This is a genomic window from Serratia sp. DD3, assembly GCF_000496755.2.
This window is the reverse complement of sequence record NZ_AYKS02000041.1, coordinates 61,410-78,229: the sequence shown is the minus strand read 5'-3', so window position 1 is coordinate 78,229 and position 16,820 is coordinate 61,410. Positions and strand designations below refer to the sequence as shown.

The window sequence follows — 16,820 nt, the reverse complement described above, 5'->3', positions numbered from 1 at the left end:
ACTCCCTTTCTGGTTTGATTAAAGGAAACCGACATGAGCTTGAATCTGGTCCCCGCTGGCAAAGACCTGCCAGAAGATATTTATGTAGTTATCGAAATCCCGGCTAACGCTGACCCGATTAAATATGAAATCGACAAGGAAACCGGCGCGCTGTTTGTTGACCGTTTCATGTCCACCGCCATGTTCTATCCCTGCAACTATGGCTATATCAACCATACTTTGTCACTGGATGGTGACCCAGTTGATGTGTTGGTACCGACACCTTACCCACTGCAACCCGGTTCTGTGATCCGTTGCCGTCCGGTAGGGGTGTTAAAAATGACCGATGAAGCCGGTGAAGATGCGAAGCTGGTTGCTGTACCACACAGCAAACTGACCAAAGAGTACGATCATGTGAAAGACGTGAACGACCTGCCAGAACTGCTGAAAGCACAGATTACCCACTTCTTTGAGCATTACAAAGATCTGGAAAAAGGCAAATGGGTGAAAGTAGAAGGTTGGGACGACGCCACTGCCGCTAAAGCTGAAATCATCGCCTCTTTCGAACGCGCCAAGAAATAATTCACCGCGCTTTGAAGATCACGACACCGCTCATCGAGCGGTGTCTTTTTTTGCTACTCATCAAGACGCGTTAACCAGTCACCGCTGTCAATCCGCGGAAACCCCTCAACACTGTGCTTATACAGGTAGATCCATGCACTACCATAAGGTGTTTGAATCAGTTCGCGCTGATAATCCTTGGTATTGCTTTTCAACTCATCCAACTCAGCCAAAATTGACGAGTTAATACGATACACCTCACAGTGTATTGCCCCCTCTCCAGGGATCGCCGCCGGGTAGTGGCCCAGATTATAAATCTGATAGCCCTCTAACTCATGTTCACCCAGCCATTGGGCATTGGTCATCCAATGGCTGTTTCCCTGCTTGCGTCGTAAACTGCCATAAACAATTATTCGCATAGCTCAAAACTCAAACTGATAAAGCACATCCAGTGCTTGGGCAAGACCAGATACCGCCTCCAGATACAATCTGGGCATCAAACGGTATCGCAACGTTAGCGTGGCCAATGAATCAAATATCCCCACCCCATATTTTACTTGTAGGCCAGGGAGAATATAGCCACTGACAACCACCTTGGAGCTGTCACCCACCCCCTCGGTATCAAGGGCTAAATTACTTACGCCAAACGCTTCTCCGATTTTACCCACAAGTTGACCACTTTGTGCAACCCCCATACCAATTAACATTGATGTCATGGCATTGCCATCAGCCCCACTACTGCTCAACCCCTGGCCGCGCAGCAGGTAAGACAAGGCTTCCTGTTGGGATAAAGTCGGGTCAGAAAAGACTTCCAGCCTTGGTGCATCCGCCATTCCCGTCACCCGCACCCCAGCGGTGACACCATCTTGCGTCGCATCTGGGTTACGGATTGCTTCAATATTCAGCATCGGTTGATCCGCTGGGCCAGAAAACAATAGTAGCCCTTTACGCACAAGGAGATCCTGGCCATAAGCATGAAAACGACCTGATGGAATATTAATTTGACCATGCAGACCTAACCCGCGCGGATCCTGAACGACACGCAGATCACCACGCAAGCTGGCCTGCAGACCAAAGGCGTCCAGAGTAACATCGTTACCGACATGGATCATCAGATGGCTACTGATAGGGATCAACGCCGAAGCAGGTTGGATCGGTTGGAGCTGGTTATCAAGCATCACTTCATCAGATGAAATGCCTACCGCACTCTCCGGCAACTCCTGTACTGTAATCCTCGCCCATGGGATACCCACTGAACCATTAAGAGAGAGCAGTTGTGGCGTTGCTTCAAACTGTAAATCCGGTGAGACATCAATACGCACCATCGGTGGTATCGTCACACGTAGACGGTTGCCTTTGGCGGCAATACGCGCACGCCAGGCGGTGATATCCCGCCAGTCAGCATCCCCCGTCAGGTTCAGTTGGCCGTTGGTCGTCGCGAGCAGCCCTTCCAGGGTCGATGTCATGCCATTGAAGTTCAGCACCAGACGCCCTTCGGTCATATCAAACGGCATCCAGTGGCCGACAATAACCGCTTTCTCCAGTGCCAAGCGACCAAATACTAAAGGATGCTGCGCACTACCGCCTAATTGCAGATTGGCGTTCAGCCTTCCCGTGGCTTTCTCACCCTGCACCAGAATTGGATTGAGCAGCGCCAGCGAGATATCGCTAATATTCACATTACCGCTGATAGCACGACGCACTTGTGGGTCAGTGACCTGAATGTTGCCATTTAACTGGCCATTATTGGTCAGCTTAATCAACCAGTCAGCTTGCGCCCGCCCCTGGTTCAAAGCGGCATTGAGGTTGATGGTGTCAAAAGCAATCGGCAACGCACTGCCTTGCAGTTGTTGCACTACTTTCACCCCGTTACCCACCAGCGAGACTCTCGCTTGGGGTAACGCCCCACCGGGTTGCCAACTCACCTCAGCCCGGCCACTAAACAGGCCGCTGAGTGCAGTGTCTGGCCCCAGGAAGGGTTTAAGCATCACCAAGTCAAAACGGTTAAGCACCACGCTAGCTTGGCCACTGGCACCCGCGTCAATGGTTCTTGGCACACAAAGCTCAGCATTCGGGTTAAGCCAGCAATGTGGCCCGATGCTGATTCTCTGCTGCGTATGCAGGTAATCCAACGCGATAGCACGAGTCAGACGCCATTCCCCCACTGGGGTATCAAAATAGGTGTTATTCAGGTTACCGCGCCAGCGTTGCAGTTGACGGTCAAAACTCCCCTCCAGGGCCAATTGCCCAGAAACCGGCTTACCATCAATACTTAGCTGCAACCGATGCTGGCGTTCGCTTCCTCTGGCATCCAAGGTCAACTGGTTGATCTGCAGAGCATCTTGTTTCAGTTGTGTTACCCGGAGTGTCAATTGCCCCTGAACCTGTTCACCAGAGCGAATATCACTGTCCAGTTTCACCTGTTGAATATGCAGAGCCTGCCATTGCAAACCCTGTGCGGTCAGGTCTGTCAGCAGTTGCGGAGCCTGTAGATTGCCGCGTAGTCTCAACTGCCCAGTGATATTCCCCGCCAGCCCCGGCAAGGTACCATCAAGATGTTGTGCATCAAGTTTGCTATCCAGCAACCAGTTTTTTTCATCCAACTGGCCTTTGATGCTGAGGGTATTGCGCCCCAGAGCCAGGTCGATACTGGGGATAGACCACTGACCCGCCGCATTGCCACGCAACGAACCCTGCGCCGATAGACGGTGTTGTTTCACATTGCCGTCCAGTTGCAACTCCGGCACCTGGAGTTGCCAACTACCACCGTGAACGCTACCCCGGGTGGTTATTTTCCCTTCTAGACGAGCAGGCCAGTCAGGCCATTGCCTGGCGGTATTAATGCCGGTTAGCGTTAATTGTGAGGTCCAACTGATAGCCTGACGCCAGTCAACCAGAGCAGTAAGGTCAGCATGCCCCTCCAGTGCGGCCAAACGCAAACGATCCAGGTTGAATTGCTCAAGATTACCCTTGCCATCAAGCTGTAGCACTGCCGCAGGTAAATCCTGGCCGTTAATATTGGCCCGGGCGGAGAGAGCATAATCGGCCGCCTTGCCGTTAACACGCACGCGAAGATCATTCACCTGATATTGCATTTCCCCTGTCAGCGGCCACTGTAGCTGTTTGCTTTGCAGCGTCAGCATCAAGGGTAATCCCACCTCTGCCAATCGAGTTTGCATATCCAGTTGCGCACTGACTGGCCCAGAAAGGTTCAAGGTGACGTTCAGTTCTTCACGTAACCCACCACTTATGTTCAGCTTTAGCTTTTCCCCTTTCAGCGGTTCGATATTCAATGTGCTGTTCACCGCCATCTCAAGCGGCCAACTATCGGCCAGAGTAACCTGACCTTTAACAAAGGCTTGGCCTTGCGGAGACCTCACCGTCAATTGATCTAACTGAATGTGCTGCTCTAGGGTGCGCCCCTGCAGTAATAGACTGGTGATGGTCACATCAGTGTCACCCGTCAACTGCAGTTGATCAGCGTTAAGTTGCTGAACCGTAATATCCAGCGGCAAACGGATCATCGGTAGCTCAGGTAACAGCGGTTTGGCAAACAATGCGTTCAGCATCTCCCCCAATGGTTGCTCTGGTACCGCCGCCGATAATGGCATTGCCGGGGTTTTATCTGTCGCGGCCTTCGATACTGGATCTGCCGCGGGTTGATGCTCTGGGGGCAACGCATTGGCGGGGGTTTTTGGCAATGCAACCTGTAAGGCATGAACCGTGGTGGGCATCAGGGTCAGCTCACGCCCTTGCCACTGAGCCCCGGAACTAAATTCCCCTAGAGAGATAACCATGTCGTCCACCCTGACGTTGACATTATTCAATGCCAGCTTGCGCAAGGTCAGCGGATAAGGCGTACGAATATCGGAAATAGGCTGCGGTTGCTCTTCTACTGATGTGGATGGTGGCATTTCAGCCGTTTTCACCACCACCTCCACATCCTGCGTGGTCAATGCATTGATGCACAAGGTGCTGTTTCTCAGGCAAGAGAAATCAAGTGAGAGATGAAATTGCCCCGCGTTGACTGACACGCCAGGCATCTGATATTTGATGCCTTTCAGCGTCAAATCACGCCAGCCACCGCTGACTGTTGCAATCTCCAGCCCCGGCACCCAGCGAACAGCCCCATTGATGGCCAGATGCAAACCCGTGGTGGTCCCCAACAGAAATGCCAACGAACCAATCAGTAGCAGCAGCAGGATCAAAAATCCCAGACAAATCTTTTTCAACCAGCTCATAGTTCAGGCCCCAAACCGATATAGAACTGCACACCATGAGTGTCTTTATCCCCAATGGGTGTGGCGATATCGAGCTTCACTGGCCCAACGGGTGATTGCCAACGCACACCGACCCCCGCTCCCGTTTTAAGATCGCTTTCTTTGATACTGTTAATCGCCTGACCCGAGTCAACAAACATCGCACCCCACCAGCGACCAGAGACATTGTATTGATATTCCAGCGAACCGGTCATCAGCTTGGAAGCCCCGGTTAGTGCGCCATTGCTGTCGCGGGGAGAGACCGCCTGAAATTTGTAACCGCGAATACTGCGATCACCACCAGCAAAAAAACGTAAATCAGGCGGGACCTTGTCAAAATCATTGGTTTCAATCCAACCAACTTGCCCACGAGCCACAAAACGGTGTTTTTCCGCCAAGCTGCGGATCCAAACGTTCTGTGTCTGGATCAACGCAAAATCGACGCCAGACCCCCAGGTCGTGTCAGAAACATCAAAAGAATAGCGTTGGCTATCCCCCCATACCGGCATCATCCCCCCCCGAGCTCGAACGCGGGAAAATCTCACCCCGGGATACAGCAACGTGGTGGTATTCGTCACATCCCCTTGGGTAAAATGGTCCAGACGCAAACTCAGGTTCAGCGCTCGCTGCCAGCCGCTGGAAAGATCCCAGTTACGTGAAACCACTAACTTACTACTATCGGATTGGGTATCGTTCAGATCGGTGCGTTTGAACCCCCCTTGCAGTAGATAATATTGTTCAAGGGGACTGCGCAACAGCGGTATTCTATAACTGAGATCCAACTGTTGTTCCGGTGCGGAAATATTAGCGCTGGTGGTCAAGCTATGGCCGCGATCATTCAGCCAGGGCTTGCGCCAACTGCCGAGTACACGCGGCCCAATGTCGGTAGAAAAACCGCCCCCCATCTCGACAATATTGCTACTACGTGGGGTGACCAGCGCATCTAACGGCAAAATCTTGTTCTCTTTAGCATCAGCGAAGTCTGGAGATACCACCACCGAATTAAACCAGTTGGTGGCGGATAAACGCCGGTTCAACTCAGCCAGGTCATTTGACGTGTAATAATCTCCCTGATGAAAGGGCACCAGATTTTGCAGGTAGTCCTCACGAATTTGTGAGCCTTTAAACCTGACTTTTCCGAAGTGATATCGCTCACCACTATCAAAATCAATGTCCCAAAAAGCCTTGTGCAACTCTTTGGCCACACCAAGTTGGCTCTTTGGCATATTGGCGTCAAAATAGCCTTTACGCAGTGCCAACCCCGTCAATCCACTTTTGAAACCGTCATACTGACCATGGTTGAGGATCTCACCGATGGCGGGCCTGCTGGTGCGTACCAGATCCAGATAATCTTGATCCGTGCTCGCCTCCCCTTGCAGGGCAATATTCACCCCAGAAATGCGTACCGGCTCACCAGGATCAACCTTAGCGCGCAATACCGGTCGAGAAAGTGTTGGGTTATCATCAAAAGTGAAATCAATAATTGGCTCATAATACCCCAACGGACGCAACCCCTGGCGGATGGCTGCATCAACTCGAGCACGGAAACGCCCTTCAGCATTCACCTCTTCGGGTGTGATCGCTGAAAGACGCACGCGGACGTTCCTTTCCAATTCACCACTCAGACCTTCGACCTGAAGGCGCACATTTGCTGCCAATGCCGGCGGCATAATCAATAGCGCGCATAAAACACAAAGGACCGGGTATCTTGGCACAACGTCTCCTTAATTTATTTTACTGTCAGTCACTTTGCTGTAGGGCTGAAATTACTCAAACGATCAAAACCACCTCTTTACAGACTAACAACAGACACCGCATATTATCCGCAACGCCATTCAAGTTGAAGTCCCTACCGTTTGAATGGTGACCAATATATACCAGTGCGACACAAGACTGATTGTGAGCAAAGAAACGGACAGTGATAATTGACTCGCTGCTTTATGGTCAGATTCAGGCAAATGGCAGCCAAAACACCCGCAGCTTGAGTAACCCTCAGTGATTAAGGCAATTATTAATAGGGCAACAGGAGTCTATCGTGATTCAATCTTTTGATAAATCTGAAAACGTCGATCAAGCAAGTGCACTTCCGGGGCGTGCTACCCCCCTGGTAGTAGCAAGCACGCATGCCGTGACTGGCCACGACATGACCAGCGTACCAGAAGGCATGGAGGTTGCCATCTTTGCCATGGGCTGTTTCTGGGGCGTTGAGCGCTTGTTTTGGCAGCAACCAGGGGTTTACAGCACCGCCGCAGGCTATAGTGGTGGATACACACCGAACCCAACTTATCGTGAAGTGTGTAGCGGACAGACTGGCCATGCTGAAGTGGTACGCATCCTGTTCGATCCCAACATCACCGATTATCGCCATTTGCTACAGGTGTTTTGGGAGAACCATGATCCGGCCCAGGGTATGCGCCAAGGGGGCGATATCGGCACCCAGTACCGTTCTGCCATTTATTATACTAATACCGAGCAACAAGCAGAGGCAGCGTTGAGTTTGCAGCGTTTCCAGCAAGCCATGAGCAAGGCGGGTGATCAACGTACCATTACCACCGAGATCCTGGCCGCTCTACCTTTCTACTATGCCGAAGATTACCATCAGCAGTATCTGCATAAAAACCCTGATGGCTATTGTGGCTTGGGAGGGATTGGCGTCTGCCTGCCACCTCAAGGATAACCTGTTAATTTTTAACCACTGGCTACCCTGATGGGGCAACTGCTATACTGTAGCGGGCTGCATGGGTGGCCCCATTTTTAACAGCACGGCACATCGTGCACTATGATTCATTTTTTACACGGTATTACCCCCTCCAAAAGAGCGCTGACATTCCGTCGCGTCGGCACGAATGGATAGATTATGTTAAACAGTATTTTGCTGATTCTTTTTCTAATCACGGTGAGCGCATTTTTTTCGCTCGCAGAAATTTCTCTGGCCGCTTCCCGTAAGATAAAACTTAAATTGATGGCTGATGAAGGCAACATCAATGCCCTCAAGGTCCTTAAACTCCAGGAAACACCGGGGCTGTTCTTTACGGTAGTGCAAATCGGGCTCAACGCAGTGGCCATCCTTGGTGGTATTGTCGGTGATGCGGCCTTCTCACCCAGTTTCAAACTATTTTTCGAGCGTTTTCTGTCACCAGAGATCTCTGAACAAGTCAGTTTTATCTGTTCGTTTGTACTGGTGACCAGTATGTTCATTCTGTTCGCCGATTTAACGCCGAAGCGCATCGGTATGATTGCACCGGAGACCGTTGCGGTGCGGATCATCAACCCAATGCGTTTCTCAATCATGATTTGCCGCCCACTGGTCTGGTTCTTCAATGGAATGGCCAACCTGATCTTCCGCCTGTTTAAACTGCCAATGGCGCGTAACGACGATATCACCTCTGACGATATCTATGCGGTAGTGGAAGCCGGTGCACTGGCTGGGGTACTGCGCAAACAAGAACATGAACTGATTGAAAACGTCTTTGAGCTGGAATCACGTACCGTACCCTCTTCGATGACTTCCCGTGAAAGCGTTATCTACTTCGACCTGCGTGAAAGTGAAGAGAGTATCAAAGAAAAAATCTCTACCCATCCTCACTCCAAATTCCTGGTCTGTGATGGGCATATCGATCAGGTTGTCGGGTATGTGGACTCTAAAGACCTGCTAAACCGCGTTTTGGGGAACCAGAGTCTGGCATTAAGCAATGGCGTACAAATCCGTTCTGCGTTAATCGTACCGGATACACTTACACTGTCAGAAGCATTGGAGAGCTTTAAAACTGCGGGTGAAGACTTTGCGGTGATCCTCAATGAATATGCACTGGTAGTTGGTATTATCACTCTGAACGACGTCATGACCACATTGATGGGTGACTTGGTGGGGCAAGGCCAAGAAGAGCAAATTGTTGCCCGTGATGAAAACTCATGGCTGATTGAAGGGGGAACCCCCATTGATGACGTGATGCGTGTACTGGATATTGATGAATTCCCACAGTCAGGCAATTACGAAACCATCGGTGGTTTTATGATGTATATGCTGCGCAAGATCCCAAAACGTACAGATTTTGTAAAGTATGCTGGCTACAAGTTTGAAGTTGTTGATATCGATAGCTATAAAATCGACCAACTGTTGGTTACCAGACTGAGCGATAAGCCAGCGTTGGTTCACCCCAAAGCAGAAGATACTCTGCCTCCGGTATAAATATCCTCGTCGTCATTCAAGCGGCTAGGGATTGATGCAACTTGAATGACGATGGCAATACCACCTTTAGCCTATTTCTGCCTGCAATAACGACACCTGCTGATTGACCTCAGACATCACACTAAAGTGGCGTAAATCACGTACCTTTGGCAGCAGAATTTTGCCTTTGTCGAACTCAAACGCCCCCACATCCTTGATATACAGCCTACCTCGGAACAAAATCTTGACATACTTAGCCACTCTTTGTGGATTATAACGCTGGAAAATTTTCATACTTTTCGCTTTCCTTCCATTATACCCGTTGCCATTCAAGCAGGGTTCAACACGCGCTGCGTTTTGCCCGGCAACTTGAAGAACTCGGGCAGAGCTCCCTGCATTCAGTCAGTGGCCAAAGTGGCAACTTCAACATCCGAATGCAATCAATCACCTTTCAATAAACTATATTATACAACAAAAATAGATGGATTAACTGGCCTTACAGTTATTTACCGAGTCACGTATGGAGTTAATTAACTTTATTAGCACATAAGCTCAAAACAAACTCATCTGCAGAGCAAAGAAAAAACTGCAACCAGCTAACAGGACAGACCTCTGATGGCTACCTATGCTTTAAGCATCTAATGTTGGTCAACACGTATTCCTTGATGCCGGAGAACACATGAAAAAAAGTATCCTGTTAGTGATCTCGTTACTGTTAGTGCCCATGTTAGCCAGCGCCCACAACTTCCAGCTCCAACAGCGTGTGCCACCCACCGGGGTCAGTGACAAAGGGGAACTGTTGTACCTTAATAACCAGTTTAGCTACAAAACCTGGAGTAGTGCTCAGCTCAATGGAAAAGTGCGCGTGGTACAGCATATTGCTGGTCGCACCTCAGCCAAAGAGATAAACACCCCGCTGATTGATGCCATCAAGGCAGCCAAACTACCTCATGATTATTACCAAACGACGACAATCATTAATACTGATGATGCCATTATCGGTACCGCCATGTTTGTCCGTAACAGTATAGAAGACAGCAAGAAAGAGTTTCCTTGGTCACAATTTATTGTCGACAGTAATGGCATCGTCCTGAAGGCTTGGGAGCTACAGCCCAAAGGCTCGGCGATGGTAGTGCTGGATAAAGAAGGCAAGATCCAGTTTGCCAAAGAGGGCGCACTGACTCCGCAAGAGGTAATACAGGTGATGGCGTTACTGCACCAACTGCTAAAATAGCCTTGATACCTCTCATTCTTCAAGTTGCAGCAATATCAGCTGCAACTTGAAGAATGAGAGGCAACGGCAGGACAGTGCCAGACTAAAACAGAGATACCCGAAAACCCGGGTTCAAAAAAGACTCACGGGGGGTATAGCATAATGGTTTACCGTGCCAATCATGGATTTGAGCACCCGCTGCCGCTGCCACTGCATGCCCTGCGGCGGTATCCCAAATATTGGTTGGTCCAAAACGTGGGTAGAGTTGAGCCTTTCCTTCCGCCACCAGGCAAAATTTCAGTGATGAACCGACCGGAATCGTTTGATGTTCACCTAATTGTTGTAAATATTCACGTAACTCATCATCAACATGAGAGCGGCTAACCACCACCACGGGTAGTTGAGCAGGAATGACATTGATCTCTTGCCGACAACCCGCTTCCTCTTTCCAGGCTTTACCGCGCTCAGCCAGATACAACACATCCAATGCCGGGGCGTAGACCACCCCCATCACCGCTTCCCCCTCTTCAATCAAGGCAATGTTGACGGTGAATTCACCGTTGCGCTGCAAAAACTCTTTGGTGCCATCAAGTGGGTCCACTAACCAGTAACGTCGCCAGTTGCGGCGGATTTCCCAGGCAGGCGGATCCTCTTCTGACAGTAGGGGAATATCAGGTGTCAGCGCCGCCAACCCCTGTTTGATAATATAATGCGCCGCCAGATCCGCTGCGGTGACGGGGGAATCGTCTGGTTTCTTTTCTACGCCAAGGGGTTGTTCACCGTGATATACCGCCATGATTGCCATACCGGCTTCCCGCGACAATTGGCAAATCTGTTCTAACATAGTGCGCCTCTCACATTCAGCTTTATGGGGGAACCCTCTTCCCAGCAACTTACAGTATTTGATCAACAACGCTTCGCTATCACAACTTTATGCATCTGCAGGTTACATGGATAAATTTTCTGCCAAACTTCACATTTTGGCGAGGTATCAAATGATAGTTACATAAATATTTGAGATACATACCTAAGTTCATTCAAGTTGCCAGACAGAACCCGCTGCATGTTCAACAACGCTTGCTGCTTTGCCAATGGGGGCGAGGAACCGTAGCCAACACCCTTGTAGCTTGAGTGATAACGGGTATCACTCATTCCTCAATGCTTATCGAACAACAGCCAGACGGCAGGATAAGTCCCTTCTGCCAGACGCGCTACCGTTAGAAACCGCACAGGAATCATTACAATATGGAGATAGCCAATGATTAAACGTTCTCTGGGATTATCCACTTTAGCCTTGTTGGTTTGTGCCGCAACGCAGGCCGCCACCGTTGACCTGCGTGTGCTGGAAACCACTGATCTGCATAGTAATATGATGGACTTCGATTACTATAAAGATAAGCCCACTGACAAATTCGGCCTGGTTCGCACCGCCAGCCTTATCCACCAGGCTCGCCAGCAGGTGACCAACAGTGTGCTGGTGGATAATGGTGACCTTATTCAGGGTAGCCCATTAGCGGACTATATGGCCGCTAAAGGGTTAAAAACAGGGGATATTCACCCTGTCTACAAGGCGATGAACAGCCTGGATTATGTGGTGGGCAACATCGGCAACCACGAATTCAACTATGGGCTAGACTACCTGAAAAACGCACTGGCTGGCGCCAAATTCCCCTACATTAATGCCAACGTCATTGATGTAACCACGAAAAAGCCGTTGTTCACACCTTATATTATTGTCGATACCCCGGTAAAAGATCGCGATGGAAAAACACATACATTGCGGATTGGCTACATCGGCTTTGTACCGCCACAGATCCTGAGCTGGGACAAAGCCAACCTGCAAGGAAAAGTCACGGTTAACGATATTACCGCAACCGCTAAGCACTATGTGCCAGAGATGCGTAAGCAAGGGGCGGACCTGGTAGTGGCCATCCCGCACTCTGGCCTCTCCAGTGAGCCTTACAAAGCCATGGCTGAAAATTCGGTGTACTACCTCAGCCAAGTGCCAGGTATTGATGCCATCATGTTCGGCCACGCTCACGCGATATTCCCCAGCGCGGATTTTGCCAAAATTCAGGGGGCGGATATCAACCAGGGGTTACTCAACGGTGTACCCGCAGTGATGCCAGGCCAGTGGGGTGACCATCTCGGGGTCATCGATCTCCAGTTAAATAACGACAGTGGCCGTTGGCTGGTCACCGCAGCAAAAGCAGAAGCCCGACCAATCTATGACAAAGAGAACAAGAAATCGCTGGCAGATGAAGATGCCGCATTACTGAAGATCCTGGCGGAAGATCACCTGGCAACACGTGATTTTGTCGGTAAACCTATCGGCAAATCTGATAGTAACATATACAGCTATTTGGCTTTGGTGCAGGATGATCCTAGCGTCCAGATCGTTAATAATGCACAAAGAGCTTACGTTAAACACTATATCCAAGGTGATCCGGATTTGGCCGACCTGCCGGTACTCGCCGCCGCCGCACCCTTTAAAGTCGGTGGACGCAAGAATGATCCCGCCAGCTTTGTCGAAGTTGAAAAAGGCCAACTCACCTTCCGCAATGCAGCTGATCTCTATCTCTACCCCAATACGCTGGTGGTAGTCAAAGCCAGCGGCAAGGAGGTAAAAGAGTGGCTGGAATGTTCCGCTGGGCAGTTCAATCAAATCGATGTCAACAGCAGCAAACCACAAGCGTTAATCAACTGGGATGGCTTCCGCAGCTATAATTTTGATGTAATCGATGGTGTCAATTACCAGATTGATGTCACTCAACCCGCACGTTATAACGGTGAATGCGAGCTAATTAATAACCAGGCCGAGCGCATCAAACAGCTGACATTCAATGGCAAACCGATCGATCCTAACGCCACTTTCCTGGTGGCAACCAATAACTACCGCGCCTACGGTGGTAAGTTTGCAGGAACAGGTGACAAGCATATCGCCTTCGCCTCACCCGATGAAAATCGCTCAGTACTGGCGGCCTATATCAGTGCAGAAACCCAGCAACAGGGTGCGGTACGCCCTCAAGCTGACAATAACTGGCGTTTAGCCAGCATCAAAAGTCAACAACCGCTGGATATCCGTTTTGAGACCGCAGCCAGTGAAAAGGCCGCTGCATTTATTCAACAGAACGCCCAGTACCCAATGAAACCCGTGGGTAGTGACAGCATTGGATTTTCACTCTATCAAATTGATATACAATCAAAATAATTAAATAACCGGGCGCATTCCCATGCGCCCTTTCCATCGCCCGCTTGCCGTTAATTAAATAGAGAAAAATGCCACTCTGCGGTTCAATGTTTTGCAAATAATCTATCGACAAAGTTGTACAAAAAAATACAATCGTGTAACTTTGCTCACTCAAATGCAGAGGGTCTGTTAATGTTCAGCAACGTGCATAACAACGACAGCACAAGGTTAGTTGCTCAAAATTCACTCTAGCAGTTAGTATCACCTATCTGCAATTTAACGCTTAGCTCGAAGGAATGAATGGCGATGACTACCACCCCGTCAGTGATCAGCAAATGTCTTGATTTTTACTCAGAACTGAACAGTGAAAAAATCGCATTACTCCCGTTAATTTATCATCCACAGATCGAGTTGGTTGATCCCTTAGGTCAGCACACGGGGATCGCTGCAGTTGAAGCCTATTTTCGCAGCTTATTGACTCGCACCGCTCACTGTCGATTTTCCATCGACACTTATTTCTCTCAAGACCAGCAAACCTGTCTAAACTGGATCATGTCCTACTCACATCCTAAATTGGAGAAAGGGCGCACTCTTGAATTGGAGGGCTGTTCCATATTACGCGTTCAGGACGATAAAATTATCTGGCAACGCGATTACTACGATATGGGAGCCATGCTTTATGAGCATATTCCATTACTAGGTCCGGTGATTAAGCAGTTGAAAAAGAGGGTCAACCAGTGAAATCAATTTTAGTCACGGGGGCAAGCTCAGGTATTGGTGAGGAATTGGTCAAGGCTTGGGCCAAGCAGGGATATAAACTGATTGCCTGCGGGCGCGATCAGCAACGCTTGGCTGCGCTACAACAATATGATGCCAACATCATTACACGATCCTTTGATATGACTGATGCCGAGGCTTGTCGAGCAGCATTGCAAGATTGTCAGGTCGACTTGGTGGTGTTGTGTGCCGGTACCTGCGAATACATCGATAACGGCAAGGTAGATGCCGCTTTAGTCAAAAGAGTAATGGAAACCAATGTGTTAGGGCCAGTTAACTGTCTAGATGCCTTGCAGGAACAACTCCAGTCGGGTAGCCGAGTTGCCTTCGTCAGTTCAGCGGCTCAGTGGCTACCCTTCCCGCGGGCAGAAGCCTATGGCGCTTCCAAGGCCGCATTGACTTACCTGGCAAATAGTTTGCGCCTTGACTGGGAAGCTAAAGGCATTGCTATTTCGGTCATTTTCCCGGGTTTTGTCGATACTCCCCTTACACGGAAAAATACATTTCCAATGCCAGGCCGGATCAGTGTTGAAATGGCAGCAAAAGCCATTATCAAGGGGCTGGATCAAGGCCACAATGAGATCCGATTCCCGTATGTTTTTTGTCTGGTTTTGCGTTTATTAGCCTTGTTACCACTATCTCTTCAAAACAGATTACTCCGCCGGATGGTTACCCGATGAAAATAGCAATTATTGGTAGTGGGATCTCAGGTTTAACCTGTGCGTGGCGTTTGGCTGGTCATCATGATGTCACTCTGTTTGAAGCCAATGCAGTCGCGGGTGGCCACACAGCAACAGTGGATGTTAAAACTGAACAAGGTGAGATGGCCATAGACACCGGGTTTATCGTTTATAACGATCGAACCTATCCGCGTTTTATCGGCTTGCTCAGTGAATTGGGTATACAAGGACAAAAGACGGAAATGAGCTTTTCCGTTCAAAATCCACAAACAGGGCTTGAATATAATGGCCATACGCTGACCACATTATTCGCTCAATACCGTAATGCGCTTAATCCAAAATTTTGGCGACTGTTAAAAGAGATTATCAGATTTAACCGTTGCGCCAAGCAAGAACTCAACAATGGCATCAACGAAGGCCACACCTTAGAGACATTCCTTACCGTTAACAAGTTTGATGCTTTTTTCTCTCAGCATTATATCTTGCCTATGGGAGCTGCCATCTGGTCCTCTTCTTTAAAGGATATGCGCCAATTTCCATTAGTGCTTTTTTTGCGTTTTTTTGATAATCACGGCTTACTGGATATTCTACATCGCCCCCAATGGTATGTAGTGCCTGGTGGTTCTCGCGAATATGTTCGTCAGATTATAGAAAAGTTATCTCCTCGGATGCAGTTTCGTTTTTCAACCCCGGTATTGAGTGTGACACGCACCGATAGCGGCGGCCTGGTTGGTACTGAAAGTGGAGAGGAACATTTCGACAACATTATTTTTGCCTGCCATGCTGATCAAGCTCTTGGGTTACTAAATGACCCGAGTGAACAGGAAAGAGAGATCCTCAGTGCGATATCTTGGCAACGCAATGATGTGGTGCTGCACAAAGATAAATCCTGGTTGCCTGTAGAGCGTCGAGCCTGGGCAAGTTGGAACTATCTGCTTAACCCAGACCCCACTAAGCAGGAAGATACTCCGGCTTGCGTCACTTATAATATGAATATTTTACAAGGCTTACCTGCTAGCAGCCCGTTATTCTGCGTCACTCTTAATCCAGACAAGCCTATTGATGAGCGCCATGTTTATCAACGTTTTGTTTATCACCACCCTATTTTCAATGCGCAAACCTGGCAAGCTCAAACACGCCGTCATGATATCAATGGACAACGTCATACCTGGTTCTGTGGTGCCTATTGGTATAACGGTTTTCATGAAGATGGGGTGCACAGTGCCTTGGATGTGGTAGAGGGTATTGCACTCAGCCAGGTAAGAGGTCTGGTGTAATGAATAGCTGTTTGTACCAAGGCGTTTTGCGCCATCGGCGCTATCATCCTAAACACCATTTTTTTACCTACCGTATTTTTATGGCATTACTGGATTTGGATGAACTGCCTTTGCTCGATAAAGTTGGCATTGCGTATAACCGCATGGGGATAACCGCATTTTTTGATCGCGATTATCCGCTCGGCCAGCCGCTCAAACAGGCAGTGCAAGAAAAACTGCGGCAGCTCACAGGCGAGATCATTGATGGGAAAATTTTACTACTGACCCAACTGCGTTATTTCGGTTTCCATTTTAATCCAGTTAATTTTTATTATTGCTATGACCATGCTGGAAACTTCCGCTACTTACTGGCAGAAGTCAGAAATACACCTTGGAACGAACGTCACTATTACGTCGTTGATGCTTATCATCCACAGCCGACAGCAAAAGCCTTCCATGTTTCACCTTTTAACCCCATGGATATGACCTACCATTGGCGTTTTAAGGTACCGGGCAAGACCTTACAAGTACATATTGAAAATCATCAACATAACAAGGTATTCGATGCAACCCTGTTGCTAAAGCGGCAAACACTAACTCGCGCTAATATGATAAATTTGTCGATTAAATTACCTTTTATGACAATAAAAACAGTGCTGACTATTTATTGGCAAGCATTGCGTTTATGGCTTAAACGCGTGCCCGTTTATTCCCACCCTGGCAATAGAAAACTTTAA

The 16,820-nt window shown here is 49.0% G+C and carries 14 protein-coding genes; 9 read left to right on the top strand and 5 right to left on the bottom strand.

Features of this window, described 5'->3' with window-relative positions; translation table 11 throughout:
• The first annotated feature begins 33 nt into the window (after positions 1 to 33).
• Entirely contained in the window at positions 34 to 561 is a 528-nt protein-coding gene (ppa, locus tag IO95_RS06645; protein ID WP_023490219.1) for an inorganic diphosphatase, read from the top strand.
• A 53-nt stretch (positions 562 to 614) separates the two neighbouring features.
• On the opposite strand, the gene IO95_RS06640 is transcribed toward ppa, so the two are convergent.
• From IO95_RS06640 to IO95_RS06630, 3 genes are read right to left on the bottom strand one after another with little or no spacing between them, the layout of a single operon-like run.
• On the bottom strand, positions 615 to 959 hold the full coding sequence (locus tag IO95_RS06640) for a gamma-glutamylcyclotransferase (protein WP_023490220.1): 345 nt from the start codon (positions 957 to 959) through the stop codon (positions 615 to 617).
• A 3-nt stretch (positions 960 to 962) separates the two neighbouring features.
• On the bottom strand, positions 963 to 4,781 hold the full coding sequence (locus IO95_RS06635) for a translocation/assembly module TamB domain-containing protein (RefSeq protein ID WP_023490221.1): 3,819 nt from the start codon (positions 4,779 to 4,781) through the stop codon (positions 963 to 965).
• Positions 4,778 to 6,514 (bottom strand): autotransporter assembly complex family protein, encoded by a 1,737-nt coding sequence (locus IO95_RS06630; protein WP_023490222.1) that lies wholly within the window; start codon positions 6,512 to 6,514, stop codon positions 4,778 to 4,780. Before IO95_RS06630 ends, IO95_RS06635 begins: the two co-directional genes overlap by 4 nt.
• 323 nt (positions 6,515 to 6,837) lie before the next feature.
• On the opposite strand from IO95_RS06630, the gene msrA reads away from it, so the two are divergent.
• On the top strand, positions 6,838 to 7,476 hold the full coding sequence (msrA, locus tag IO95_RS06625; protein ID WP_152554906.1) for a peptide-methionine (S)-S-oxide reductase MsrA: 639 nt from the start codon (positions 6,838 to 6,840) through the stop codon (positions 7,474 to 7,476).
• A 180-nt stretch (positions 7,477 to 7,656) separates the two neighbouring features.
• Complete coding sequence (locus IO95_RS06620; RefSeq protein ID WP_037384466.1) at positions 7,657 to 8,988, top strand: hemolysin family protein; 1,332 nt, start codon at positions 7,657 to 7,659, stop codon at positions 8,986 to 8,988.
• A gap of 66 nt (positions 8,989 to 9,054) precedes the next feature.
• On the opposite strand, the gene IO95_RS06615 is transcribed toward IO95_RS06620, so the two are convergent.
• Complete coding sequence (locus IO95_RS06615; RefSeq protein WP_037384464.1) at positions 9,055 to 9,261, bottom strand: DUF1107 domain-containing protein; 207 nt, start codon at positions 9,259 to 9,261, stop codon at positions 9,055 to 9,057.
• A gap of 385 nt (positions 9,262 to 9,646) precedes the next feature.
• On the opposite strand from IO95_RS06615, the gene IO95_RS06610 reads away from it, so the two are divergent.
• On the top strand, positions 9,647 to 10,201 hold the full coding sequence (locus tag IO95_RS06610; RefSeq protein ID WP_023491390.1) for a YtfJ family protein: 555 nt from the start codon (positions 9,647 to 9,649) through the stop codon (positions 10,199 to 10,201).
• Positions 10,202 to 10,283: 82 nt separating this feature from the next.
• On the opposite strand, the gene cysQ is transcribed toward IO95_RS06610, so the two are convergent.
• Complete coding sequence (cysQ, locus tag IO95_RS06605; protein WP_023491391.1) at positions 10,284 to 11,024, bottom strand: 3'(2'),5'-bisphosphate nucleotidase CysQ; 741 nt, start codon at positions 11,022 to 11,024, stop codon at positions 10,284 to 10,286.
• Positions 11,025 to 11,438: 414 nt separating this feature from the next.
• On the opposite strand from cysQ, the gene IO95_RS06600 reads away from it, so the two are divergent.
• The 5 genes from IO95_RS06600 (at position 11,439) to IO95_RS06580 (ending at position 16,820) form a co-directional block, all read left to right on the top strand.
• Positions 11,439 to 13,391 carry a bifunctional 2',3'-cyclic-nucleotide 2'-phosphodiesterase/3'-nucleotidase gene (locus tag IO95_RS06600; protein ID WP_023491392.1) on the top strand — a complete coding sequence of 651 codons (1,953 nt, stop codon included), beginning with the start codon at positions 11,439 to 11,441 and terminating at the stop codon, positions 13,389 to 13,391.
• Positions 13,392 to 13,676: 285 nt separating this feature from the next.
• Complete coding sequence (locus IO95_RS06595; RefSeq protein ID WP_023491393.1) at positions 13,677 to 14,111, top strand: nuclear transport factor 2 family protein; 435 nt, start codon at positions 13,677 to 13,679, stop codon at positions 14,109 to 14,111.
• Positions 14,108 to 14,827, top strand: coding sequence for an SDR family NAD(P)-dependent oxidoreductase (locus IO95_RS06590; protein ID WP_023491395.1), 720 nt, complete (start codon positions 14,108 to 14,110; stop codon positions 14,825 to 14,827). The genes IO95_RS06595 and IO95_RS06590 overlap by 4 nt, the downstream gene beginning before the upstream one ends.
• Positions 14,824 to 16,104, top strand: coding sequence for an NAD(P)/FAD-dependent oxidoreductase (locus IO95_RS06585; RefSeq protein ID WP_037384460.1), 1,281 nt, complete (start codon positions 14,824 to 14,826; stop codon positions 16,102 to 16,104). The genes IO95_RS06590 and IO95_RS06585 overlap by 4 nt, the downstream gene beginning before the upstream one ends.
• Complete coding sequence (locus IO95_RS06580; protein ID WP_023492498.1) at positions 16,104 to 16,820, top strand: DUF1365 domain-containing protein; 717 nt, start codon at positions 16,104 to 16,106, stop codon at positions 16,818 to 16,820. Before IO95_RS06585 ends, IO95_RS06580 begins: the two co-directional genes overlap by 1 nt.

What these genes read in the sequence shown, in the direction of transcription:
- IO95_RS06640 (WP_023490220.1), bottom strand. Translation starts at nt 959, where the DNA reads ATGCGAATAATTGTTTATGGCAGTTTACGACGCAAGCAGGGAAACAGC.
- IO95_RS06620 (WP_037384466.1), top strand. Translation starts at nt 7,657, where the DNA reads ATGTTAAACAGTATTTTGCTGATTCTTTTTCTAATCACGGTGAGCGCA.
- IO95_RS06635 (WP_023490221.1), bottom strand. Translation starts at nt 4,781, where the DNA reads ATGAGCTGGTTGAAAAAGATTTGTCTGGGATTTTTGATCCTGCTGCTG.
- IO95_RS06585 (WP_037384460.1), top strand. Translation starts at nt 14,824, where the DNA reads ATGAAAATAGCAATTATTGGTAGTGGGATCTCAGGTTTAACCTGTGCG.
- IO95_RS06595 (WP_023491393.1), top strand. Translation starts at nt 13,677, where the DNA reads ATGACTACCACCCCGTCAGTGATCAGCAAATGTCTTGATTTTTACTCA.
- IO95_RS06610 (WP_023491390.1), top strand. Translation starts at nt 9,647, where the DNA reads ATGAAAAAAAGTATCCTGTTAGTGATCTCGTTACTGTTAGTGCCCATG.
- cysQ (WP_023491391.1), bottom strand. Translation starts at nt 11,024, where the DNA reads ATGTTAGAACAGATTTGCCAATTGTCGCGGGAAGCCGGTATGGCAATC.
- IO95_RS06600 (WP_023491392.1), top strand. Translation starts at nt 11,439, where the DNA reads ATGATTAAACGTTCTCTGGGATTATCCACTTTAGCCTTGTTGGTTTGT.
- ppa (WP_023490219.1), top strand. Translation starts at nt 34, where the DNA reads ATGAGCTTGAATCTGGTCCCCGCTGGCAAAGACCTGCCAGAAGATATT.
- IO95_RS06580 (WP_023492498.1), top strand. Translation starts at nt 16,104, where the DNA reads ATGAATAGCTGTTTGTACCAAGGCGTTTTGCGCCATCGGCGCTATCAT.
- IO95_RS06615 (WP_037384464.1), bottom strand. Translation starts at nt 9,261, where the DNA reads ATGAAAATTTTCCAGCGTTATAATCCACAAAGAGTGGCTAAGTATGTC.